Annotated in this window: 18 protein-coding genes and 1 pseudogene; 6 read left to right on the top strand and 13 right to left on the bottom strand. The window is 66.5% G+C overall.

The genetic code is table 11. The features are described 5' to 3' along the window. Positions 1 to 11: 11 nt before the first annotated feature. Entirely contained in the window at positions 12 to 3,023 is a 3,012-nt protein-coding gene (gene putA, locus ACETMP_RS17185; RefSeq protein WP_375157117.1) for a bifunctional proline dehydrogenase/L-glutamate gamma-semialdehyde dehydrogenase PutA, read from the bottom strand. A 113-nt stretch (positions 3,024 to 3,136) separates the two neighbouring features. Between putA and ACETMP_RS17180 the strand changes: the two genes are divergently transcribed. Then, positions 3,137 to 3,598, top strand: a complete 462-nt coding sequence (locus ACETMP_RS17180) for an Lrp/AsnC ligand binding domain-containing protein (protein ID WP_375161926.1) — start codon at positions 3,137 to 3,139, stop codon at positions 3,596 to 3,598. A gap of 172 nt (positions 3,599 to 3,770) precedes the next feature. Here the strand turns inward: ACETMP_RS17180 and ACETMP_RS17175 are convergent, their stop codons facing one another. The 4 genes from ACETMP_RS17175 to ACETMP_RS17160 all read right to left on the bottom strand — a co-directional run bounded on the left by ACETMP_RS17175 (position 3,771) and on the right by ACETMP_RS17160 (position 7,843). Continuing rightward, positions 3,771 to 3,971: a cold-shock protein gene (locus tag ACETMP_RS17175; RefSeq protein WP_008563500.1), complete on the bottom strand. Its 201-nt coding sequence runs from the start codon at positions 3,969 to 3,971 to the stop codon at positions 3,771 to 3,773. A gap of 292 nt (positions 3,972 to 4,263) precedes the next feature. Further along, complete coding sequence (locus ACETMP_RS17170; RefSeq protein ID WP_375157116.1) at positions 4,264 to 4,572, bottom strand: cytochrome c; 309 nt, start codon at positions 4,570 to 4,572, stop codon at positions 4,264 to 4,266. A 12-nt stretch (positions 4,573 to 4,584) separates the two neighbouring features. Continuing rightward, entirely contained in the window at positions 4,585 to 5,784 is a 1,200-nt protein-coding gene (locus ACETMP_RS17165) for a molybdopterin-dependent oxidoreductase (protein WP_375157115.1), read from the bottom strand. Between the two features lie 325 nt (positions 5,785 to 6,109). Beyond that, positions 6,110 to 7,843, bottom strand: coding sequence for an adenylate/guanylate cyclase domain-containing protein (locus ACETMP_RS17160; protein WP_375157114.1), 1,734 nt, complete (start codon positions 7,841 to 7,843; stop codon positions 6,110 to 6,112). A 397-nt stretch (positions 7,844 to 8,240) separates the two neighbouring features. On the opposite strand from ACETMP_RS17160, the gene ACETMP_RS17155 reads away from it, so the two are divergent. Then, positions 8,241 to 9,752 carry a glycosyltransferase family 39 protein gene (locus ACETMP_RS17155; RefSeq protein WP_375161925.1) on the top strand — a complete coding sequence of 504 codons (1,512 nt, stop codon included), beginning with the start codon at positions 8,241 to 8,243 and terminating at the stop codon, positions 9,750 to 9,752. 221 nt (positions 9,753 to 9,973) lie between these two features. Here ACETMP_RS17155 and ACETMP_RS17150 read toward each other — a convergent pair whose 3' ends face one another. The 3 genes from ACETMP_RS17150 to ACETMP_RS17140 all read right to left on the bottom strand — a co-directional run bounded on the left by ACETMP_RS17150 (position 9,974) and on the right by ACETMP_RS17140 (position 14,086). Further along, positions 9,974 to 11,233, bottom strand: coding sequence for an IS110 family transposase (locus ACETMP_RS17150; RefSeq protein ID WP_375157113.1), 1,260 nt, complete (start codon positions 11,231 to 11,233; stop codon positions 9,974 to 9,976). Between the two features lie 358 nt (positions 11,234 to 11,591). Further along, positions 11,592 to 12,620 (bottom strand): YcjF family protein, encoded by a 1,029-nt coding sequence (locus ACETMP_RS17145; RefSeq protein ID WP_375157112.1) that lies wholly within the window; start codon positions 12,618 to 12,620, stop codon positions 11,592 to 11,594. Then, on the bottom strand, positions 12,617 to 14,086 hold the full coding sequence (locus ACETMP_RS17140) for a YcjX family protein (RefSeq protein ID WP_375157111.1): 1,470 nt from the start codon (positions 14,084 to 14,086) through the stop codon (positions 12,617 to 12,619). The genes ACETMP_RS17145 and ACETMP_RS17140 overlap by 4 nt, the downstream gene beginning before the upstream one ends. A gap of 178 nt (positions 14,087 to 14,264) precedes the next feature. On the opposite strand from ACETMP_RS17140, the gene ACETMP_RS17135 reads away from it, so the two are divergent. Together ACETMP_RS17135 and ACETMP_RS17130 are read left to right on the top strand one after the other, a co-directional pair. Next, positions 14,265 to 14,960 carry a hemolysin III family protein gene (locus ACETMP_RS17135; RefSeq protein ID WP_375157110.1) on the top strand — a complete coding sequence of 232 codons (696 nt, stop codon included), beginning with the start codon at positions 14,265 to 14,267 and terminating at the stop codon, positions 14,958 to 14,960. Positions 14,961 to 15,026: 66 nt separating this feature from the next. Then, positions 15,027 to 15,819, top strand: a pseudogene (locus tag ACETMP_RS17130) (SDR family oxidoreductase). Between the two features lie 189 nt (positions 15,820 to 16,008). On the opposite strand, the gene ACETMP_RS17125 reads toward ACETMP_RS17130, so the two are convergent. Further along, positions 16,009 to 16,470: a MarR family winged helix-turn-helix transcriptional regulator gene (locus ACETMP_RS17125; RefSeq protein WP_375157109.1), complete on the bottom strand. Its 462-nt coding sequence runs from the start codon at positions 16,468 to 16,470 to the stop codon at positions 16,009 to 16,011. Positions 16,471 to 16,546: 76 nt separating this feature from the next. Here ACETMP_RS17125 and ACETMP_RS17120 point away from each other — a divergent pair, with 76 nt between their 5' ends. Then, positions 16,547 to 17,323 (top strand): SDR family NAD(P)-dependent oxidoreductase, encoded by a 777-nt coding sequence (locus ACETMP_RS17120; protein WP_375157108.1) that lies wholly within the window; start codon positions 16,547 to 16,549, stop codon positions 17,321 to 17,323. 98 nt (positions 17,324 to 17,421) lie between these two features. On the opposite strand, the gene mdlC is transcribed toward ACETMP_RS17120, so the two are convergent. The 4 genes from mdlC to ACETMP_RS17100 form a co-directional block, all read right to left on the bottom strand. Beyond that, complete coding sequence (gene mdlC, locus ACETMP_RS17115) at positions 17,422 to 19,044, bottom strand: benzoylformate decarboxylase (RefSeq protein ID WP_375157107.1); 1,623 nt, start codon at positions 19,042 to 19,044, stop codon at positions 17,422 to 17,424. Between the two features lie 290 nt (positions 19,045 to 19,334). Beyond that, entirely contained in the window at positions 19,335 to 20,186 is an 852-nt protein-coding gene (locus ACETMP_RS17110; RefSeq protein WP_375157106.1) for a MaoC family dehydratase N-terminal domain-containing protein, read from the bottom strand. 14 nt (positions 20,187 to 20,200) lie between these two features. Next, entirely contained in the window at positions 20,201 to 21,304 is a 1,104-nt protein-coding gene (locus tag ACETMP_RS17105) for a CaiB/BaiF CoA transferase family protein (RefSeq protein ID WP_375157105.1), read from the bottom strand. Between the two features lie 9 nt (positions 21,305 to 21,313). Beyond that, the gene (locus ACETMP_RS17100; protein WP_375157104.1) at positions 21,314 to 22,483 is read right to left on the bottom strand and encodes an acyl-CoA dehydrogenase family protein; all 1,170 of its coding nucleotides are present in this window, start codon (positions 22,481 to 22,483) and stop codon (positions 21,314 to 21,316) included. Between the two features lie 125 nt (positions 22,484 to 22,608). Here ACETMP_RS17100 and ACETMP_RS17095 point away from each other — a divergent pair, with 125 nt between their 5' ends. Further along, positions 22,609 to 23,529 (top strand): LysR substrate-binding domain-containing protein, encoded by a 921-nt coding sequence (locus ACETMP_RS17095; RefSeq protein WP_257178154.1) that lies wholly within the window; start codon positions 22,609 to 22,611, stop codon positions 23,527 to 23,529. The last annotated feature ends 262 nt before the right edge of the window (positions 23,530 to 23,791 follow it).

Below are 23,791 nucleotides of genomic sequence, written 5' to 3'. Positions count from 1 at the left end.
GGCGCAGGGCCTCACTCCTCACCCGCAAGCAGCGCCGCATTGCCGCCGGCAGCAGCGGTGTTGATGGTTACTGTCTGCTCGGTGGCGAAGCGCGCGAGGTAGTGCGGGCCGCCGGCCTTGGGGCCGGTTCCAGAGAGGCCGTTGCCGCCGAACGGCTGCACGCCGACCACGGCGCCGATCATGTTGCGGTTGACGTAGATGTTGCCGACCTGGGCGCGGTCGATGATGGCTTCGATCGTGTCGTCGATGCGGGAATGGATGCCGAGGGTAAGGCCGTAGCCTGTGCGTTCGATCGCAGCAAGCACGCGCGCGAGGTGTTCCGCACGATAGCGCACCACATGCAGGATCGGGCCAAAAACCTCCTCGGTGAGCTGGCCGGCGTCCTTGAGCTCGAAGATGTGCGGCGCGACGAAGCAGCCCTCCGGTGCGTCGCCTGCAAAGTGCAGCTTCGCCTCGTTCTTCATCCGCGCGACATGCGCATCGAGGCGCTGCTTGGCCTCGAGGTCGATCACCGGGCCGACATGGGTCGCGACATCGGAGGGATCGCCGATCTTCAATTCGCGCGCGGCGCCCGCGATCATCTCGATCATGCGGTCGGCGACGTCCTCCTGCACGAACAGGAGCCGCAGCGCCGAGCAGCGCTGGCCGGCGGAGCGGAACGCGGAGGTGACGACGTCGTCGGCGACCTGCTCGGGCAGCGCGGTGGCATCCGCGATCATCGCGTTGATGCCGCCGGTCTCGGCGATCAGCGGCACGATCGGCCCGTCCTTGGCGGCGAGCGTCCGGTTGATCAGGCGGGCGACCTCGGTCGAGCCGGTGAAGACGACGCCGGCGATGTCAGGATGTGCGGTTAGCTTCGCGCCGATCTTGCCGTCGCCGGTGACGAGATGCAGCGCGCTTCTGGGGATACCGGCCTCGTGCAGCAGGGCGACGGCTTCGCGCGCGATGCGCGGCGTCTGCTCGGCTGGCTTTGCCACCACGCTGTTGCCGGCCATCAGCGCGGCCGTGACCTGACCCAGGAAGATCGCCAGCGGGAAATTCCATGGCGAGATCGCGACGAAGACGCCGCGGCCGCGCATCGCGAGCGCATTGCTCTCGCCGGTCGGGCCGGGCATCGCAGTATCAGCGCCGAACAGCTTGCGGCCTTGCGCGGCATAATAGCGGCAGAAATCCGCAGCTTCGCGCAGCTCCGACAATGCATCGTCGAGCGTCTTGCCGCCCTCGGCTTGCAGCAGCGCGATGAAGCGGGCGCTGCGGCTCTCCAGCAGATGCGCCGCCTGTTCCAGGGCCGCCGCGCGCGTGGCCGCCGGCGTCCGGCTCCAGGCGGCAAAGCCCCCGCGCGCCGCAGCGGCTGCCGCATCGGTCTGATCCGGCGGGGCATCGGTGATGGGCTTGAGGTCCACGGCCGCAGCCTTCACGTCGGCCAGCAATTGGTCGAGCGCGAGGCGCGCGCCGAATTCGACGCCGCGCGAATTGCGCCGCTCCGGCGCGAACAGGTCGGCCGGCAACGGAATCTTGGAATGGGCCGCCGCTTCCGGCCGGACAATGGCATCCGCCGGACGCTGCAGCAGTGCCGTCACAGGCACGCGATAATCGGCAGCCTGCGCCACGAAGGAGGAGTTGGCGCCGTTCTCCAGGAGGCGCCGTACCAGATAGGCCAGCAGGTCGCGGTGGCTGCCGACCGGCGCATAGGTGCGATAGGCGATGTCGGGCTGGTCCTTGGCGAGCTGCTCGTACAGCGCCTCGCCCATGCCATGCAGGCGCTGGAACTCGAATCCGCCGCTACCTGCGGCGAGCTCCAGCACGGTCGCGACCGTCAGCGCGTTGTGGGTGGCGAACTGCGGGAAGATGCGCGGCCGCAAGGCCAGCAGCTTCGTCGCGCAGGCAACGTAGTTCAGGTCCGTCATCGCCTTGCGCGTGAACACGGGATAGCCGTCCAGCCCGCGCTCCTGCGCGCGCTTGATCTCGGTGTCCCAATAGGCGCCCTTGACGAGGCGCACCATCAGCCTGCGGTCATGCGCGCGCGCGAGTGCGTCGACATGGTCGATCACGGCGCCGGCACGTTTCTGATAGGCCTGGATCGCAAGGCCAAATCCGTCCCAGCCTTTGAGCGAGGCATCGGCGAGCGTTGCTGCGATCACGTCGAGCGACAGCTCCAGCCGGTCGGCTTCCTCGGCATCGACGGTGAAGTTGAGGTCGTGGGCCTTGGCACGCTGCGCCAGATCGAGCAGCAGCGGCACCAGCTCGGCCATCACCCGCGCGCGGCTGATCGCCTCGAACCGCGGATGCAGCGCCGAGAGCTTGACCGAGATGCCGGGCCGATCGGGCAGGGAATGAGTGCCTGCGGCCTTGCCGATGGTTTCGATCGCGCTGGCATAGGCATCGAAATAGCGCGTCGCGTCGGCCGCCGTACGCGCGCCTTCGCCGAGCATGTCGAAGGAATAGCGCGACTTCTGGCCGGAGCGCGGCTGAGCCCGCTCCAGCGCCTGCTCGATGGTCTCGCCGAGCACGAAATGGTTGCCCATCAGCCGCATCGCCTGGCGCGTCGCAGTGCGTACCGCCGGCGCGCCCAGTCGCTTGACGAGGCGGCCGATGGTGCCGTCCGGCGTCTCGCCGGGCTGGATCACCCGTGCCGACAGCCCGAGTGCCCAGGCCGAGGCGTTGACCAGGAAGGCCGTGGACTTGGTCTCGTGGTGGATGAAGTCACCCTCGCCGAGCTTGTCCTCGATGAACTGGTCGGCGGTGCGCGCGTCGGGCACGCGCAGCAGTGCCTCGGCCAGCACCATCAGCGCGAGGCCCTCCTTGGTCGAGAGCGCGAACTCCCGCAGCATGTCCTCGACGCCACCAAGATTCCCTGCGAGCCGGTCGTCGCGCTTGCGGATTGCCTCGATCAACCGGGTCGCGGTCCGGTCGATCCGTGCCTCCTGCGGCGGGGCGAGATGCGCCGCCGGCAACAGCTGCGCGGCAAGCTCGGCATCGTCCGGCGCGTAGGGGGCGGCAAAGGGAGGCGGGATGTTCGGCATGGCGTGTCCTGTGGCTGAATTCAGGATAATGCCCGCGTGACCGCAGTTCGATAGACAATCTAGCTCATTTGCCTTAGAAAATGAAGATCGACACCAAAATGGCCTCAGAAGATATGGAACTGGATCGCGTCGACCGGAAAATCCTCTCGATTTTGCAGGAGGATGGGCGGATCGCCAATGTCGACCTCGCCGAGCGCATCGGGCTGTCGCCGACCTCGATCGGCGAGCGGCTGAAGCGCCTGCAGCGCGAGGGCTTCGTCGAGGGCTACGGCGCGCGGCTCAACCCGCACCGGCTGGGCCTTGGCCTTCTGGTGTTCGTCGAGGTGCTGCTCGACAAGACCACGCCCGACAACTTCGAACGGTTCGCGCGCGCGGTGAAGCTCGCGCCTGAAGTTCTGGAGTGTCACATGGTTGCCGGCGGTTTCGACTATCTTGTGAAGGCGCGGCTGGCAGACATGGCGGCGTATCGACGCTTTCTCGGCGAGACCCTGCTGGCGATGCCGGGCGTGCGCGAGACGCGGACCTATGCGGTGATGGAAGAGATCAAGCGCGACGCACCGTTGCCGGTGGGCTGACGAAATGCCGTCGCGATTGTCATTGCTGTGGCGTTGAACGTGCGGTCTTCCCAGGAAAAATAGCTATCCTCGTGCAATCGCAACGCCGGTCGTCGAATGCACTGGCCGTCTTCTGAAATTTTCTTGGCCCGCTCCCGGAAGGTGTTCCGGGAGGCAGCAAAGGCTGGCGGGCTTATACTTTGAGGTTCTCTGCGGAAGTCTTGCCCCGGTTTGCGATCTCTTCGTATTCCACCGTCTGTCCCTCGTTCAGGGTCGACAGACCGGCCTTCTGCACTGCCGAGATATGCACGAACACATCCTTGCCTCCCGACGCAGGCTGGATAAATCCATAACCCTTCGTCGGGTTGAACCACTTGACCGTACCTTTAGCCATCACGACTTCTCCGCGGGTCTTCCTCCGAAATCTCCGAACCGCCAGTCCCCGCCAACCGGCCGGTTCGGTCCTAACAGGATACGCGGAATGTGGCGGGCTTGGTAGCTCAAACCACATCGCCATTTCGCCGAATTCCGCTCAACTTCGCGGCGCTTTTGCCGGTTTTGCCCGTTTCGCGGTCAAATGACCCGCACGCCGCAAACCATGCTGCGGAAGAGGGAAGAGCGGCGGTTCTTGCTAACCCTCCCCCTCCAGGGGAGGGTGTCAGAGCAGTTGCGCCTGACGTCTGCCTTCAATAAGTGGCGGCCAGGTAATCGACGATCTTGCCGACATCCGCATCGTCGATCGGTGCGCCATAGACCTTGATCATCTTGGTCACCTCGGCCTGCCAGAAGCCCTTTTTGTCCTTCATCGGCGGCTGTGTCTTGATGTAGTCGGCCGAGTGGCAGGCGCTGCAATTGCCCTTGACGACTTCGAGACCGGGGCCCGGCTCGAACGCTGCGACCTCATCAGGGGTCTTGTAGTTGACCGGCGCTGCAAGTGCTGGCCCCAGCATCGCGGCAAGGCCGAGCGAGACGGCGAGGAGAACGGTGCGCTGCATGATCATTCTCCCTCAGGCCACGGTCACGCGGGTGGTTTCGACGACGTTGCGCAGATAACCCGCCGGGTTCCAGCGCGGCGTGTCCGGCTGCGTCTCGCCGCCATTGCCGGTGGCGCGCACCTTGAGTTCAACGCTGCCGGCCGCGAGCTTCACCGGCAGCCTCCATTCGCGGAAGGCGTATTTGCCGAGATCCTTGCCGAGCTTGGCGCTCGTCCAGCTCTTGCCGCCGTCGGTGGAGACCTGGACCTCCTTGATGCCCTTGCCGCCGTCGAAGGCGATGCCGCGCAGCGTCACAGCTCCCGCCTTCAGCTTGGCGCCGTCAGCCACGCTGGTGATGAAGGAGCGGATGGTGAAGCGGTTGATCGGGATGGTCGCTTTCGGCGCGGTGCCGGGCTCGATCGAATTGTCCGGTGTATCCGGAATGCGATAGGCCGACTTCATCCAGAAGCCGTCATAGACATTGTCGATGACGGTGATCTCGTTGAGGTGCTTGACCCAGTAGGTGCCGAAATAGCCGGGCACGATCAGGCGCAGCGGGAAGCCGTTGAGGAACGGCAGGTCCTCGCCGTTCATGCCATAGGCCAGCATCACCTCGCCGTCATTGGCGTGATCGACGTCGAGCGCCTTGACGAAATCGGGCGTCTTGTCGCTGACCGGTCCGTCCATGCCGCCAAACGTCACCTGCTTGGCGCCACTCTGCACGCCGGCCATCGCCAGCACGGACTTCAGCGGCACGCCGCGCCAGCGCGCACAGCCCATCGCCCCGTTGGCGAGCTGGCCGCCGGCGACGCGCGGCTCGAAGAAGCCGCGGCTGTTGCCGGAACATTGCGCGACGGCGACGATCTCCGTCGCCTTCATCTTCCGGATGTCCTTCAGCGACAGCTTGAGCGGCTTGTCGACCTTGCCCTTGACCTCCAGCGTGAACTTGTCGGGGTCGAGATCGTAGGGCAGGTCGGAGAGGTGATAGCGCACGAAGAACGCGTTGTTCGGCGTGATCGGACCGTCGTTGAAGATCGCAAACGGCGTCTCGAGTTGCGGCGGCCGGCTGGTCAGGCCGATCATCGGCCGCTTCTGCGGGTATTTCACCAGCGGCCGTTCGCCATTGGCGAACGGGAGTGTGATGGTGTCGAGGGCCGCCGCCCTCGTGGAATTCAGTGTGGCCGCAAGTGCGGTCAAGCCCGCTCCCTTGAGCAGGTCGCGTCGATCGAACATCCTCGTCTCCTCCCGGAGCTTTCTTCCGTAGCGGTCATCACCGCGGACCCGCGCTCATCTGCTGCAACGATCGGAACGAAGTCAATTCGTGCTTTCGCAGCTGGCCCATGCCGCTGCGTCGCAGCAGGCCGGTGTTACGCCTGTGACGCGATGGAACGAAAGTGTAGCCGCGACGGCAATGTGCTCCCTCGCCCCGCTTGCGCGGAGAGGGTTGGGGTGAGGCGGAGTCTCCGCAAGGGAGGAAGCAGTTGGACTCGCGGAGAGGCCCTCTCACCCGCCGCGCTGCGCGCGTCGGCCTCTCCCCGCAAGCGGGGAGAGGCGAACATCACGCCGCGACGCGCTGGCTGCGATCGACCAGCGCCGCCAGCTCCCTCGCATCCGCCACCACCCGCACGGCAAGCGGCTCGTCGCGGCCGCGGATCGCGACCTCCTGGTGCGGCAAGGCATCGTCGGCCAGGCCCGCGCTGCGGCTGATCTCGTCCGACACGATCGCCTCGCAGCCCAGCGTCTTGGTCATGTCCTGGAGGCGGGCGGCGACGTTGACGGCATCGCCCAGCGCGGTGAAGACGATGTGATCGCGATAGCCGATGTCGCCGATGATGACCTCGCCGCCGTGAATGCCGATGCCGAAGCGGATCGGCTGGCGAAGATCATGGCTCAGGAGCCGGTTCAGCTCGTCGAGTTGGGTGGCGATGCCGCTTGCCGCCTTCAGCGCCTGCCGGCAGGCGGTTTGCGGGTCGGCCGTGAGCCCGAACAGCGCCAGCATGCCGTCGCCGACGAACTGGTTGGGCTGGCCGCCATTCTCGATCACGGCCTGCGACACCGCGCCGAGGAAGCGGTTGACGATGAACACGGTGTCGAACGGCAGCCGCTTCTCGGCGAGCTGCGTCGAGCCGCGCATGTCCACGAACAGGCTGACGAGATAGCGCTCTTGGCCGATGCTCGCCGGCGCCGAGGCGTGCGCGGTCGCTGTCGTCGCTTGCGGGGTGAAGAGCTGGAAGAAGGAGAGGTCCGACGTCGGCCGCAACTGGCAGGCCAGCCGGATCGAGGGATCGTTGGTGCCGACGCGCGTCAGCACGAAGGCTTCGCGCTGCGACGGCTCGGGCAGGGCGGCATGATCGCCGATGATCCGGATGCGGCAGGTCGAGCAGCGGGCCCGGCCGCCGCAGACACTGGCATGCGGCAGATTGTGGCGCAGGCTCGCCTCCAGCACCGAGAGGCCCTTGGGAACCCGCACCGTCTTGCCGTTGCCGTAGGACAGCGCGATCACGCCGCCGCGCCGCTCGCGCCAGGCGCGCACGCCGCGCGCCGCCAGCGCCAGGCCCAGCAGCCCGAAATAGGCGATGGTGAAGCCGCCGGTGATGCGATCGAGCGTCGCGGCCTCGGCCGAGGTGCCGACCTGGCGTCTGGTGAGATTTTGCGCGCGCCATTCGCCGTCATCGGCTTCGAGCACGACGTTGCGGCCGCCCTGGTAGATGCCGAGCAGCGACAGCGTCGGGATCAGCACGGCGGCGGCGAGCAGATAGGGCGCCGCGCGCGTGAAGAACGGTTTGAGGCGTAGCCAGAAATAGATGCCGATGCAGCCATGGACCCAGGCGATCACGAGCAGGATCGTCATCTGCCAGAGCCGGCCGGGCGCGGCGACGAAGAACAGGTAGAGCTCCTGAGGGTAGAGCTTCTGGTGATCGTACAGCGTGTAGCCGAGCCGCACCCCGACCACGTGGCCCATGACCAGAGCAGGGATGCTCAAGCCGAGCGCGAGCTGCAGCGGCTCGGTCGTCCGCCAGCGGAACTGGCGGCGCTGATAAAGCGCGTAGATGCCGAGCCCCATATGCGTCAACGCGGCGGTATAGAACACGATCGCGACGGGCAGGAACTGCCAGAACAGGATGTGGTAGGTAACCCCGGCCTCCATGGCCTCGACCGAGATATTGCCGAGCGCATGGTTGAGGAAATGGCTGATCACATAACAGAACAGGATCACCCCGCAGACGAGCCGCACCTGCCGCACGCTGGTCGCGCGGACGAGTTCGGACATCTGTGCAGCAGCGGTGACCATGATTCGGTTGTATCAGCTCAGAGAGGAGCGCGCCCAGCGTAGCGGTTAATTCCCGATGTGGACAGGTTCGGGATCACATGCCTGGGAGGGAGCCCCACACACCGCCGTCGTCCCGGGACAAGCGAGCCCCGGGCGCGCGGATCCAGGACCCATAGCCCCAGGGAGATGTTGGGGTCGGCTGGCAACCACGAGGCTTCGCCAGACTCCTCCCTGGGGCTATGGGGCCCGGGTCGCGCTTCGCTTGCCCGGGACGACACCCAGGTTGGGGCTCCCCGCATTGACTCCCCCTCCCGGGTTGGCGAAAAGCGCGGCCGTGACGATCGCTGCCGATATCCCTGTGAAGCCAGACGGCGCCGAACGCCGTCTCATCCTTGTTGCCGTGCTCGTCATCGCCGCGATGACGCTGCTCCGCATCGTCTACGCGTCTGCGATCGAGCTGCGTACCGACGAGGCCTATTACTGGACCTGGTCGAAGGAGGGCGCGCTCAGCTTCCTCGACCATCCTCCGGGCATCGCCTGGCTGATCCGCCTCGGCACTGCGATCTTCGGCGACACGCCGCTCGGTGTCCGCTTCGGCGGCATCGTCGCGATGCTGCTGACGCAGCTGTTGCTCGCCGACATCGTCCGCCGCCTCACCCATGATGTGCGCGCGATCGTGCTCGCGGCGCTGATGCCGGAGGCCGCGCTCTATTACGGCCTGCTGATGGCCAAGGTCGCGCCCGACGTCGCCATGATCCCGTTTGCGGTGGCGATGATGTGGTCACTGGTGCGGCTGTCGGAGAGCGGCGACGGACGCTGGTGGCTGGCGGCCGGCCTGTTCGCCGGCCTCTCGATGCTGTCGAAATTCACCGCGATCATGTTCGCGCCGGCGGTTGCCGCCTTTCTGCTGGTGCCGGATTGGCGTTGGCGCTGGCTGCGCAGTCCCTATCCGTATCTCGCCGTGCTGGTTGCCACCCTCGTGTTCTCGCCTGTGCTGATCTGGAACGTGCAGCACGACTGGGCCTCGTTTCGTTTCCAGGGCGTGCGCGCCACCGCCAATTACGGCATCTCGCTAAGGACGCTCGGCGATTACATCGGCCTGCAGTTCGGCCTGGTCGGCTTCGTCATGCTGCCGGTGGTGCTGACCGGGCTGGTGCTGACGGCGTGGCGGGGCTATCGCACGCGCGAGCCGGTCGCGATCCTGTTGTCGACCGCGGTGCTGGTGCCGTTCCTGTATTTCCTCGCGAAGTCCACCACGCTGCGGGTCGGCGATACCTGGCCGATGTTCATGTGGCCGGTCGGCTTCGCCGCTGCTGCCGTGAACCTCGTGGCGATGATGAAGGAGGATTGGTCGGCGCGCATGCTGAGATCGTCGCTGTTCTGGGCGAGGACCGCCATCGTCTCCGGCATCGCCTTCGTCGTCATCGTGTTCCTCTATTACGTCGCCGCGCCCTGGAATCTGCTCGGCAGGATCGACCCCATCGGCGCCGAGGCCGGCTATGAGCAGGTCGCCGCCCGCGCACAGGCCGCACTGGACGAGACCGGCGCGACCTGGATCGCCACGACGGATTACCGCACCTACGCCATGATGCGCTGGCTGTTCAGGGGGCGCGTGCCCGTCATCGAGATCAACGAGCGCGGCCGCTTCCAGGATTTCGCCGATCCCGGCATGGACCGGATCAAGGGCCGCGCCGGCATCTATGTCGGCCGCGAGCCGGACAACCGTTCGCCGCTATGGCAGAACATTCCGGCGAAACGTGAACAGCTCGGTCAGGTCGAACGCCGCTGGCGCGGCCTCGTGATGGATACCTACGCGATCGAAAAGCTCTCCGGCTGGACCCCGGAGCTGTCACCGCCGAAGAATTCGCCGCTGTTTTGGTGGAAGGTGCTGGCGGGGGAATTTGAAGCGAGCGCGCGCCCAGCGGCGTGATCTCTCCACACGGGCAGTATCGTAGGACCTCCTAGCCTTGGTCAAGAGCTTTTGTGCCTTGGTGCAATCAGGGTAGCGCGGTGCTCACCGCTGTCCAGGACGCTTCGCGCCGGCTCCGCCGGTGCCGATGGCATCCTGGACAGCGACATCGCGCCGCGCTGTGGGGCTCGACAAGTCGGGACGAAGGAATGGTCACAGGCGGCCGAACAAAGGAATGAGGCTTACTGACTGGTGCCGGCCTGAGCACTCCCGTGATTGGCGTCGTACAGCGCTCGGTTCCTGAGGGCTGCGCACAAGGCCGAGAGTAGGCGATCGCCGACGCCTCGCAAGGCGCGTGCACGGCCGTGGCCGCGCTGCCGCAAGGCGTCATAGCGTTGCCGAGCGGCCGGGTCGTGCTGCACGGCAACGCGTGACCAGTGATGGACAGCGGTCTGCAGCCGCCTGTTGCAGGCAAAGCGCCGGATCACGAAGCGTTGCTTGCCGCTTTGCCGTGTGACCGGGGCGGCCCCTGCCAGAGCCCGCAAGGCGTGGTAATCTCGGGCGCGCAGCGGTTGCGCTGCCTCGGTGAGCAGCGTGGCGAGAACAATCCTGCCGATTCCCGGCCAGGAGCGAAGGATTGCCACGTCACGCTGCTCATCGCTCTGCCCCGACGAGTTCTCCTCGTCCTGTGCCGCCAGACTATCGCAAAGGCCGTCCAGGGCAGCGCCGGCCTCCTTGATCTGCCGATTGACCAGGCGCATGCGCGCGACAAGGCTGCGGATATGGACGCAGGCGGCCTCCGTGGTACCTGGGGCGACGAACAAGGCCGTCTTGCGCAGGGTCTGCAGCACGGTGGCGGCGTCGAGACGGCGGATACGGTGCTCCTTGAGGATGCGCGCAATCGTCTTCTCCGAGGCCTTGGCGGCCGCAGCAGGTGTCGGCACCTTCTGCCACAAGCTCAGGAACCAGTCGTCTGCGACATCATCGGCCAGCTCGGCCGCTTGCGGGTAATAACGCCACAACTGATGACGCAGACGGTTAGACAGACGCGTCCGTTCCTGCTGCAGTTCATCCAGCAAGCGCGACCATTCGCGCAACTTGATCACCGCCGGATCGTCGATGGCAAGCTGCCGGAAGGCCTTGCGATCGGTACGCAAGGAACCGCCCAGGACAAGAGCATCACGACTGTCATCCTTGGCACCTGCGACCGTGAAGCGATCACGGAAGCGATCAAGCTGCTTAGGATTGATGGCAAAGACCAGGAACCCATGCTCGAGCAGCATCTCCACCACAGGACCATGTGGCATCTCTATCGCCACCGCGATCTGCGCCGGTGCAGCCTTCGTCTTCTCGAGCAGCCAGTCGCGCAGCTCCACCAGACCGGCTCCGCCATGGACGAACTCTCGCTCGCCCAGCCGTCTTCCTTCAGCATCGAGCAAGCAAACACGATGGCTTTGCCTCGCCCAGTCGATCCCGACAAACCAGTGCACATTCTCGACCATTGATGGACCTCCTTCGCTTCCAAAAGGCGGGCCAACTGCGATCCTGATCAATCCCTGTACCGGCGCTCGCGGCGCAAACCTCCTAGTGGATCTCGATCGCAGCCGCTCCGCCGGGGCGCGGGTCCTACGTCGGTGCTCAAAGGCACAGGTGGGCAAGGCGGCTCCCGGCGGATCGGCCCGGCCGACCAGCCTACACCAAACCGACTGGCCTCCGAACGCCAGAAGGGTACAGGGTGGGCAAAGCGGAAGCGTGCCCACGCATTTGTTGCGATCGAGATAGATGGTGGGCACGGCGCAAGTGCGCCTTTGCCCACCCTACGATTCCGGTCTAGCGGAGAGAGCTCTCACCCTCTTGCCGCTACTCCTCCCCATCCTTCTTCCGCAGCAGATCCGTCGCCAGATCCGACAGCTTGGGGGGCGGCAGTGCGGCAAACGGCAGCGGGCGCGTGACGTCGATCGCGGCGAGGCCGAGCCGCGCCGTCAGCAAACCGTTCAGCACGCCTTCGCCGAGCCGCTGCGACAGCTTCGCCGCGATGCCATGGCCGAGCATCTGCTGCACCAGGCTGTCGCTCGCGGCCATGCCGCCGGTGATGGCGAGATGGGCGATGACGTGGCGCAGCAGGCGGATCATGCCGAGCGCGCCGGGGCGGCCGCCATAGAGATAAGCGAGCTGGCGGATCAGGCGCAGCGCGGCGACGAACACGAACAGCACGTCGATCGCGGCACGCGGGCTCACCGCGGTCACGATCGACACTTTCTGCGCAGCTGACGACACCAGCCGCCGCGCCTCGGCATCCAGCGGCGACATCAGTTCGCGCTCGGCAAGCCGGATCATGTCGGCGCCGTCGATGATCTCGCCGGCATGGCTTTCCAGCGTCGCGCGGGCGCGCGCGAGCTGCGGGTTCTGGTGCGCGATCTTGAGCAGGTCCTGCACGATGACGCGGCTCTCCTTGCGGTCGTCGCTGGCAAGGACGGCGGCTGCGCGCTGGTGCAGTTGCTCGATCGTCGCAAGACGCGCGAGGCCGAACGCTTCGCGTCCGATCACCACGGCCAGCGCCAGCGCGGTGACGGAGGCGAAAGCGAGGCCGACGAAGCCGAGCGTTTCGCTCCGCGCGAACAGATCCTCGATCAGATGGACCACGGCGAGCCCGGTGCCGAGCAGCGTCAGCCCGGCGAGCCCCGACCAGAACAGCGCGCCCCAGGGAAAGCCGCGCCGTGCGGGAACGGCGGCCGCGATCGGCACCGGCAGCGCCTGCGGATCGTGCTCCGGCGTGATCTGGATGGTGGCGCGGCCGAGCCGCGCCGTCTCGTCGGTTTCGGTGACGACGACGCCGGGATCGTCGAGCCGGAACGTCGCCGGCCGCCGTGGCTTCGATCGGTCGTTCATGCGAGCTTGTCTCCGATCAGGAACTGCAGGGCGCGGTCGAGGCGGATGTGTGGCAGCGTCGGCGGCTCGGTGCCGTCGCGCTCGAGGGTAGGCGGGCGGAAGCGCAGGAAGCGGAAATCGCTTCTCTCGGCAGCCTCGGTCGCAAGGCCGCGGAACGTATCAGTGCCGTTGAACAGCGGCTCGGGATCCAGCGGCAGGTCGCCCGGAAAGGTCGCCACTTCCGTGTTGCCGTCGAAGAACTCGCCGCCGGCGCTTTCGCCTGCGGCGGGCGTTCCCAGGATCGACGGCAATTTGTCGCGGCCGCGCGCGACCTGCGCTTCCCTCGTGGCGCGCACGGCGGCCAGCGCCACCACGTCGATGGTGGCACCGGTACTTTCCGCGCGCGCTACGGCGCCCGAGACGGCGCGGCGCAGCACCGCCTCAAGCCGGTCGTGGCTGGAATGATGCAGATGGTCGGCCTTGGTCGCCGCGAACAGGATGCGGTCGATGCGCGGCCGGAACAGGCTGGAGAGCAGGGTGCTGCGGCCGATGTTGAAGCAATCGAGAATGCCGGCCAGCGCAGCTTCGAGATCGTGCAGCGCCTCGGGACCGGAGTTGAACGCGGCGAGCGCGTCGGCCAGCACGATCTGGCGGTCGAGCCGGGCGAAATGATCGCGGAAGAACGGCCGCACCACGACGTCCTTGTAGGCCTCGAAGCGGCGCACCATCATCGCCCACAGCGATCCGTCCGGTGCCTGTCCGCTCACGGGCACGTCAAGCGGCGCGAAGGTCAGCGCCGGCGAGCCTGCGAGATTGCCGGGCATCAGGAAGCGGCCGGGCGGCAAGAGGCTCATGGCGAAGCGCTCGTCGCGGCAGGCGCGCAAATAATCGGTGAAGAGCTTCGCGGCGGCGAGCGTCGCCTGCTCGTCCTCGCGCGCGTCGGGCTTGAGCGTTGCGAGATGGGCGTGCCATTCGCCGGCGAGATGCGCGCGTGGCGCCTCGCGCGACAAGGCCAGGCTCTCCGCCGACCATTGCTCGAAACTCTTCTGCAGCAGCGGCAGGTCGAGCAGCCATTCGCCGGGATAGTCGACGATGTCGAGCGTCAAGGTGCGGTCGGCGCCGTTCGGGCGCTGGTACTCGATGACGAGCCTGAGCTCGCTGATGTCGACGGTCGAATTCGGCCAGCGCCGTTCCTCGACCAGCGCGCGCAGATGGCTCTCATAGGCAAAGCGCGGCACGGCATCGTCGGGCTGTGGCGCCAGATGCGCCCGCGCGATCCGGCCCGAGGCATAGGCGTCGAACACCGGAAACCGTCCGCCGCGGGTGAGGCCGTGGATCAGCGCGGTGATGAACACGGTCTTGCCGGCCCGCGACAGGCCGGTAACGCCTAACCGCACCGTCGGATTGAAGAAGTGCTCGCCATAGTCGATCAGCGCCTGCGCGGACAGCCGCGCTTCTTCGACCATATCCTGGAAACTGAATGCCATCTGAACGTTAGAGGATCCGGGGCGGGAGGAATGTGCGGCCGTTCACAAAAGTGGCAATTGCGTGAGGAAAATCAAGCTCCATACTTCCACCGCCTTTATCGGAGAATCAGCCGTTTGAACGACGCGCCGATCCCGAAACACCCATAGCAGAGGGCACTACCTCTTTTTGCGGATTGCCATGACCGTCTTCCAACTGAAACAGCTTGCATCCAGCTCTGTCCACGCCGCGGCCGACGCGATGGGCTGGCACTACGACCGCGCCGAGCTCATCGCCGACGGCATCGTCCACGCGATCGGAGTGCTCGCCGGCATCGTCGCGGCCACCGTGCTGGTGGTGCTGACGGCGATCTATGCCGACGCGACCGACGTCGTCGGCGTCTCTATCTACATCGCCGGCCTGCTCTCGATGCTGGTGCTGTCGGCGACCTATAATCTCTGGCCGGTGTCGCCGGCCAAATGGCTGCTGCGCCGGTTCGACCATTCCGCGATCTATCTCCTGATCGCAGCGACCTACACGCCGTTCATCCTGGAGGTGAAGGACAGCGGCTTTGCGCTGGTGCTGCTCGCCGGCGTCTGGTGCGTGGCCATATCAGGCATCGTGCTGAAGCTTTGCTACCCCGGCCGCTTCGACCGCGTCTCGGTCGGCATTTATCTTGCGATGGGCTGGAGCGGGGTGATGCTCTACGACGCCGTGGTCCGGGCGTTGCCGGCGCTGGCGCTGGGCTTCATCCTGGCCGGCGGACTGCTCTACAGTCTTGGCGTGATCTTCCACGCCTGGCGGCGGCTGCGCTTCCAGAATGCGATCTGGCACGGCTTTGTCTTGGCCGGCGCGGCATGCCATTATACCGCGGTGCTCGACCTCGTGTTGAGCTGAGCAAGCTCCGCGCCGCGGAATAAGTGCGCGCGGTGTCAAGCGGTATGAGACAAGAGGAGACGTCGCATGCAGGTGACCGGCAAGGTCGTGGTCGTCACGGGCGGCGCAAACGGCATCGGCAAGGCGCTGTGCGAGGCGTTTCACAATGCGGGCGCGGCCAAGGTCGTGGTCGCGGACATGGATGCCGCCAATGCCAGGGCGGTCGCCGCCATGGTGGATGGCGCGGCCTTCAAATGCGACGTCGCGCAGGAGAAGGACATTGCGCACGTCATCGAGGAGACCGAACGGCAGTTCGGGCCCATTGACCTGTTCTGCTCCAATGCCGGCATCGGCGGCGGTTTCGATCCGATGTCGGAAAATGCCGGCGGCGCCTCCGACGAACCGTGGCAGCGCAGCTGGGCGATCCACGTCATGGCCCATGTCTACGCGGCGCGGCATCTCGTCCCGCGCATGAAGGCGCGCGGCGGCGGCTATTTCCTCAACACGATCTCGGCCGCGGGCCTGCTGTCGCAGGTCGGCAGCCCCGCTTATTCCACGACCAAGCACGCCGCGGTCGGCTTTGCCGAGAATCTCGCGATCTCGCACAAGGCCCACAACATCAAGGTGTCGATCCTCTGCCCGCAGGGCGTCGACACCAACATGCTGCGCTCGATCCCGAAGGGCCCGCAATCCGGCGACGGCGATCTCGCCCGAGCAGGTCGCCAAGGACGTGCTCGCCGGCCTCGAGCAGGAAACCTTCCTGATCCTGCCGCACCCCCAGGTGCTCGGCTACATGCGCAAGAAGACCGAGAATTACGACCGCTGGATCGGCGGCATGGCCAAGATCCAGGCCAGGATGCGGGAAGAGTTCGGGAAGTGACCGTGAGGTCATCCCGAGGCGGTTGAAGCACATTTGCGCCAAACACTCGCTGTCGTCCCCGCGAAGGCGGGGACCCATAACCACAGGGAGACGTTTGGCGAAGATTGGCAGTTGTTCGGTGCTGATACCGGTGTGTAGCCGATAGATCACGCGGTATGGGTCCCGCCTTCGCGGGGACGACAGCGGTGGTCAAGCAGCCGACTCCGCCTCGCTCCCCACCCGGCTCTGCCGCAGCGCCCGCGCATAGAGCATCATGCCTTCGCGCACCTTGCGCTGCTCGGCTTCCGTCAGCGCCGCCAGCGCGCCGCGCACCTGTTGCCGGCCGAAGGCGTGCAGCGCCTCCAGCGTGCGCCGGCCCTTCGCCGTCAGCGACAACAGCTTGCTGCGCGCATCCGTCTCGTCCGGCGTCTCGCGCAGCTCGCCGCAATCGATCAGCTTGCGCACCAGGCGGCTGACGCTGGATTTCTCCAGCCGCAGGAAATCGCCGAGCTCGCCCGAGGTCATGGGTCCGCGGATGCCGATCTCCAGGATGGTGTGCACCGCCGACGGCGGATAGTCCGACGCCGCCACCGTCGCATCCATGAAGCCGAGCTCGCGCACCATCAACCGCGAGGCGGCGCGGATGTCGTCGATCAGCGCAAGCTCCGTCATCCTTGACTCCCGGCATATAGTTGTATCATACAACTATATGGGCGCAACGGCGCGCGCAAGCGTTTTGGAGTGGACCATGAGCGGAGCTTTGCCGGCAGGTCAGCGAATGAAGGGCAAGGTCTGCCTGGTCACCGGCGGCGGCAGCGGCATCGGCCGCGCCACCGCGCTGCGGATGGCGGCCGAGGGCGCCGAAGCGATCCTGGTTGCCGGCCGGCGCGAGGCCGAGATCGAGGCGACCGCCGCGTCATGCCGCGAGCTCGGCACGCAGGCGATCGCGCTCAAGACCGACATCACGCGCGAGGACGAGGTCGAGCGACTGGTCGGCACGGCCGTCGCGCGTTGCGGCCGGCTCGACGTCGCCTTCAACAATGCCGGATTTCAGGAGCGCCGCGCACCGTTGGAAGAACAGGGCACCGAGACCTACGACAGCGTGTTCGACACCAATGTCCGCGCGCTGTTCCTGTGCCTGCGGCACCAATTGCCTGTCATGCTGGCGCAGGGGCGCGGCAGCATCGTGGTCAACACCTCGGTCAGCGGCGTGCGCAATCCCAATCCCGGCTTCTCGCTCTATTCGGCCTCCAAGGCCGCCGCGATCTCGCTGACGCGCTCGGCGGCGCTGGAGAACGCCCCGCGCGGCATCCGCATCAACGCCATCGCGCCCGGCCGTGTCGTCACCGACATGATGCTGCGCGCCGGCGTCGGCGACGTCGCGACGGTGAGCGCCGGCCTGCCGCTGCGGCGGATGGGAAGTCCGGAGGAGGTTGCGGAGGCCGTGGTGTGGCTATCGTCGGATGCCTCGTCGTATGTCGTCGGGCATGTGCTGGCGGCCGACGGGGGCTTCCTGGCGTCGTAGCTTTCGTAGCCCGGATGGAGCGCCGCGCAATCCGGGGCCGACTTCGCTTGCGGCGTGATTCCCGGATTGCGCTGCGCTCCATCCGGGCTACGCGCGCCTCAATGCTTCTGCCCGTACAGCACCGGCACCGCGGAATCCACGACGACCTCGACGAGGCTCGTGCCCTCGAACGCCATCCCGCGCTTCAGCGCCTCGCCAAGCTCCGCGGCCTTGCTCACCCGCACCGCATGGCAGCCCATGCCTTCGGCGAGCCGCACGAAATCGATTCCCGGCAGCTCCAGCCCGGGCACGTTGCGCACCTGCATCACCTGGCTGAAGGCGCGCATCGCGCCGTAGCCGGAATTGTTGATGACGATGACGGTGAGCGGCAGCTTGCGCTGCGCGCCGGTCCACAGCGCCTGGATCGAGTACATCGCCGAGCCGTCGCCGATCAGGCAGATCGTGCGCTGCTTCGGCTTGCCGAGCGCCATGCCGACCGCGGCGGGCAGCGAATAGCCGAGGCCGCCGCTCGCCATGGTGTAGAAACTGTCCTGGCCGGGCATCGGCAGAAACTTTTGCATGGCCGGCCGGTGCGAGGGCACTTCCTCGACGAGGGAAGCACGATCCGGCATCGCCTGCGACAGCGAATGCAGCAGGAACTCGACCGGCAGTGGATCGGCGGCTTGCGGCGCCGGCGGCAGGGTGCGGCCCTTCGGTGCCGCGCGCTTGCTCTCCGGCAGCAACTCGAGCAGCATGGTCAGCGCCGGCTTCATCGTCGCGATGATGCTGGTGCCGACCGGCGTCACCGCGGCGGCATCCGGATCATCGGTGATCTGAAAAATGGTCGCCCCGCCGTCGAAGATCGCGGCATGGCCCTCGACATGGAAGGTGAATACCGGCGCGCCGACGACCACGACGAGATCGTGCGCGCGCAGCGCGTCGGACAGCTGCGCCGGCGAGGCGTGCAGGAAGCCGGCGAATTGCGGATGCCGCTCCGGGAAGGAGCAGCGCGCCGAGAATGGGCTGACCCAGACACTGGCCTTGGCCTTCTCGGCCACGCGCACCATCAGGTCCACCGCGCCGGCGCGGTCGACGCCGGGGCCGACCACGAGGACAGGGTGCTTTGCGCTGGCGAGCGCGGCAACCAGCGCCTTCATCGCGTCCGGCTCAGGGCCGATCTCACGGCTGACCTTGCGCGCTTCCACCGGGGCGGTCGCATGCGCCCAATCGTCGATCGGGATCGACACGAAGGTCGGACCGCACGGCGGCTGCATCGCGGTGTAATAGGCCCGCGCGATCGCGGCCGGAACGTCCTCGGGCCGCGCTGGCTCGACGCTGTATTTGACGTAAGGCCGCGGAAATTCCGAGGCGCGCTCGGCGTAGAGGAACGCCTGCAAGGGCAGGATCGAGCGCGCCTGCTGGCCGGCGGTGATCACCAGCGGGGTCTGGTTGCGGTGCGCGGTGTAGATGTTGCCGAGCGCGTTGCCGACGCCGGCCGCCGAATGCAGATTGACGAAGCCGGCATTGCGCGTCGCCTGCGCGTAGCCGTCGGCCATGCCGACGGCGGACGCCTCCTGCAGCGCCAGCACGTAGTCGATATCGTCGGGCCAGTCGGACAGGAACGGCAGCTCGGTGGAGCCGGGATTGCCGAATACCTTTGTGATGCCGAAGGCGCGCAAGAGGTCGAGCGTCGCCTGCTTGACGGTGACGGACTTGCTGCCGGTCTTGCCGTTCCTGGCCATGGTTTCCGTCCTTTCCTAGTTCCTCATCCTGAGGAGCGCGTCTTCGCGCGTCTCGAAGGATGAAGGCCCGGCTGGTGGCCTCGCCCTTCGAGACGCGCGCGAAGGGGCGCGCTCCTCAGGGTGAGGCTCCAACTTCCCAGATCGTCGCTAAGTTCGCAATGACGCCGGGGATACTAATGTCATTCCGGGGCGATGCGCAGCATCGAACCCGGAATCTCGAGATTCTCAGGTGCGCAATTGCGCACCATAGTCCGGTCCCTGCGGACCGTCCCGGAATGACGGTGTATCCATCACCACACCGCCGTGCCCTTCATCGTCGGCTGCCCCTCCGCGTTCGCCGTCCACAGCTCCATGCCATCAGCGGTCTCGTTGGCATTGACCGAAAACTCCGTGCCCTCGAACAGCGGCTGCAGCCCGCGATAGCTGAACTTCTTCGGCGCCTTGCCGCCGTGAAGCTTGGCCGCCAGCTCGATGATCAGCGCCGCCTGCAGCGGGCCGTGGAAGATCAGGCCCGGATAACCCTCGACCTTGGTGACGTAGTCGCGGTCGTAATGGATGCGGTGGCCGTTGAAGGTCAGCGCGGAATAGCGGAACAGCAGCACGGGATCGGAGACGTGGGTCTCGCGGTGCTGCGCCTTCGGCGGTGGCGGCGGAGCCTTCGCGCTTCCCGGCGCGCTGCTCGTCATCTCGCGATAGACGATGTCCTGCCGCTCGCGGATGGCGGTGCCGCGCGGCGAGGAAATGCTGTGCTCGACCGAGACGAAGCACAGCGTGCCGGTCGAGCCCGATTTCACCTGCACATCGGCGATGCGCGAGGTCCGGGTCGATTCATCGCCGACGCGCAGCGGCTGCAGGAACTCGATCTCGCCGCCGGCCCACATCCGGCGCGGCAGCGGCACCGGCGGCAGGAAGCCGCCGCGGGTGGGGTGGCCGTCGGGGCCGAGCATCGACATCGGAAACACCGGCTGCGCCAGGCACCAATGCACTGTGAACGGCGCGGCGTCGCCCTTCCTGGGCTCGCCGACGTCCTGGAACAGCGTCGCGCGCAGACCCATGACGAGCTGCGCGGTGACGATGTCGGTCGCCTCCGTGCTGCGGCCGATCCATTGCCGCAAATGATCGATGTCGAGCTTCTCGGTCATGATGCCTCGCTCTGCTATTTCCTGGCTTGGGGCTTTTCGCCGATCGCGGGCACGGCGCCGTAGCTGCGCGTCTCGCCGACGACGATCGGCGCCGGCGCGGGATAGCTGACACGGCCGTTCGGCGTGTCCACCTCGATGCGGCGCAGATGCGGATGGTGGGAAAGGTCGGCCATGGTGTTGACCTCGGCAAACGCAATGTCGGCGTCCGACAGCCGCTTCAACAACTCGTCGCGCGTCATCCTGCCGAAGATGTCCGCCACCGTCTGGTCGGTGAAGTCGCGGTTGCGCACGCGCTCGACCATGTTGGCGACGCGCGGATCGGCGGGCAGATCCGGCTGGTCCAGCACCTTCGCGCACAGCGTCTTCCACTCGCGCTCGCTCTGGATCGAGATCAGGATGTCCTTGCCGTCCTTCGAGGTAAACACGCCGTAGGGCGCGATCGAGGGATGGCGCAGGCCCATGCGCTTGGGCGGATTGCCCGCTTCCGAATTGAGCAGCGGCACGGTGCACCAGTCCGCCATGACGTCGAACATCGAGATGCGGATGTCGGCGCCCTTGCCGGTGCGCCCGCGCGCGATCAGCGCTTCCAGGATCGCCGCATGCGCGGTGGCGCCGGTGGCGACGTCGACGATCGACATGCCAACGCGCGAGGCGCCATCAGGATTGCCGGTGATCGAGGCCAGCCCGCTCTCGGCCTGGATCAGGAGGTCATACGCCTTGCGATGCGCGTAGGGACCCTCGTCGCCATAGCCGGTGATGGTGCAGGAGATCAGCTTCGGATAGTCCTTCAACAGCCGCTCGCGGGAGAAGCCGAGCTTGTCCATCGAGCCGGGCTTCAAATTCTGGATCAGTACGTCGGCGCCGGCGATCAGCTTCTCCAGTTCGGCACGGCCTTCCTTGGTGGTGAGATCGACCACCACCGATTGCTTGCCGCGGTTGAGCCAGACGAAGTAGCTGCTCTGGCCCTTGGCCGCCGCGTCATAGCCGCGGGCGAAATCGCCCTCGGGCCGCTCGATCTTGATCACCTCCGCGCCGGCGTCGGCCAGGCGCGAGGAGCAGAACGGCGCCGCCACCGCCTGCTCGACCGCAATCACCCTGATCCCGTCAAGTGCTCCCATGGCCGGACCTCAGTACGAGCGCGGCATGCCGAGCACGTGCTCGGCGACGAAGGACAGCACGAGGTTGGTCGAGATCGGCGCCACCTGGTACAGCCGCGTCTCGCGGAACTTGCGCTCGACATCGTACTCCTCGGCAAAGCCGAAGCCGCCATGGGTCTGGATGCAGGCGTTGGCCGCTTCCCAGGACGCGTCCGCCGCCAGCATCTTGGCCATGTTGGCCTCGGCGCCGCAGTCGAGCCCCGCCTCGTATTTGCGCGTCGCCTCCTTCACCATCAGCTCGGCCGCGCGCATCGAGGCGTAGGCCTTGGCGATCGGGAACTGGATGCCTTGATTCTGGCCGATCGGCCGGCCGAACACGCTGCGCTCCTTGGCGTAGTTGGTGGCCTTGGCGATGAACCATTTGGCGTCGCCGACGCATTCGGCGGCGATCAGGATGCGCTCGGCATTCATGCCGGAGAGGATGTAGCGAAAACCCTTGCCTTCCTCGCCGATCAGGTTCTCCGCCGGCACCTTCATGTCGGTGAAGAACACTTCGGTGGTGGCGTGGTTCATCATGGTGCGGATCGGGCGGATCTCGAGGCCGTTGTTCTTGGCTTCGCGCATGTCGACGATGAACACCGACAGGCCGTCGGTGCGCTTCTTGGCCTGCTCCTTCGGCGTGGTGCGCGCCAGCAGCACCATCAGGTCGGAATGCTCGGCGCGGCTGGTCCAGATCTTCTGGCCGTTGACGATGTAGCTGTCGTTGCCGTCCTTGCGCGCGAAGGTCTTCAGCGAGGAGGTGTCGGTGCCGCTGGTCGGCTCGGTGACGCCGAAGGCCTGCAGCCGCAGTTCGCCGCTCGCGATCTTCGGCAGGTACTTGGCCTTCTGCTCGGCATTGCCGTGCCTGAGCACCGTGCCCATCGTGTACATCTGGGCATGGCAGCCGCCGCCGTTGCAGCCCGCGCGCTGGATCTCTTCCAGGATCGCGGCGGCCGCCGACAGCTTCAGGCCCGCGCCGCCATATTCCTCGGGGATCAGCACCGAGAGATAGCCGGCCTGCGTCAACGCATCGACGAAGGCCGTCGGGTAGGCCATCTCGCGATCGAGCTTGCGCCAATATTCGCCGGGAAACTGGGCGCAGAGCTTTGCGACGGCGTCGCGGATATCGGCGTAATCTTCGGTGTGGTGTTCATCGCTCATGGCGTTTCCCGTTGGTAGCGGCAGTTAAGATAACGCCGGCCGATCCTCTGGCGTTGTGAAAACAATGCCAGCCCCCTATGCTCATTTGTTATAGCGTATGGAGTAGCCTTCCAGGATTGGCAAGCATGGATTTCCGGCAGCTCAGGACCTTCAGTTGCGTGGCGGAGCTCGGCAGCCTGTCCAAGGCGTCCGACACGCTGCGCGTGGCGCAGCCGGCGCTTTCCAGGCAAATCAAGCTGCTGGAACACGAGCTGCGCACCGAACTCTTCACCCGCAACGGCCGTGGCATGGTGCTGACCGAAGCCGGCCGGCTGCTGCTGGCGCGCACCTCCGGCATCGTGCGGCAGATCGACCAGATCCGCGACGACATCCAGTCGTCCCAGGGGCCGCCTTCGGGCCAGGTCGTGCTCGGCCTCGTTCCAACCGTCAGCTGCGTGCTGTCGGCGCGCTTTGCGCGGCGCTGCGTCGAGAAGTTTCCAGGCATCTCGCTGCGCATCGTCGAGAGCTACAGCGGCCATCTGGTCGAATGGCTGCATCGCGGCGAGATGGACCTCGCCATCCTCTACGGCCGCTCCGCCGACCTGCATCTCAACGTGGAGAGCCTCGGGCGCGACAACATCGTCGCGGTCGGCCCGCGCGGCTGCGGCCTTGCGCGCAAGAAGAGCGTCGATGTCGGCTGGCTGCTGCGGCAGCGGCTGGTGCTGCCCTCTCACTCGCACGGCCTCCGCGCGCTGATCGAGCACGCAGCCGCCCAGCGCAAGATCAAGCTCAACGTCCAGCTCGAGGCGGATTCCTTCCGCGTGCTGACGAGCCTCGTCGAGGAAGGCCTCGGCTTCGCGCTGCTGCCGCCTTCGTCGGTCCATGGCGAGGTCGCGGAGGGCCGGCTGGAAACCGCTTCCGTCTCAAAGCCGATGACGCGCGAGCTCATTTTCGCTTCTCCGATCGACCGGCCGGTCTCGACGGCCTCGCTCGCCGTCACTGCGCTCCTGCGCGAGGAGGTCGCCGCCTGCCGCAAGGACGGCGTGTGGGACATCAAATTGAGTTAGATGTGCCGACGTCGTAGAACACTCGGGCGACGACTTGCCTTCGCATCTGGCGCGAGCTGTCATGCCGGAATTTTATAGCTGGAGCGGCCGACTTACCGCTCGCGTGCCCCGGACGCAGCGCAGCACGCCCGGCGATGCGAAGCATTGTCCGGCGTGATGCGCTGCAGAGCCGGGGCCCATGTCGCAACGGGATCGGCGCTTGGTCCCGGCTCTGCGCCGCACCGCCGTAAGCGCGTTCACGCGCGTCTTCGGCGCGCTATGG

Source organism: Bradyrhizobium dasycarpum (assembly GCF_042019905.1).
Taxonomy (GTDB): Bacteria; Pseudomonadota; Alphaproteobacteria; order Rhizobiales; family Xanthobacteraceae; genus Bradyrhizobium; species Bradyrhizobium japonicum_B.
This window is presented reverse-complemented; position numbering and strand designations above follow the sequence as displayed.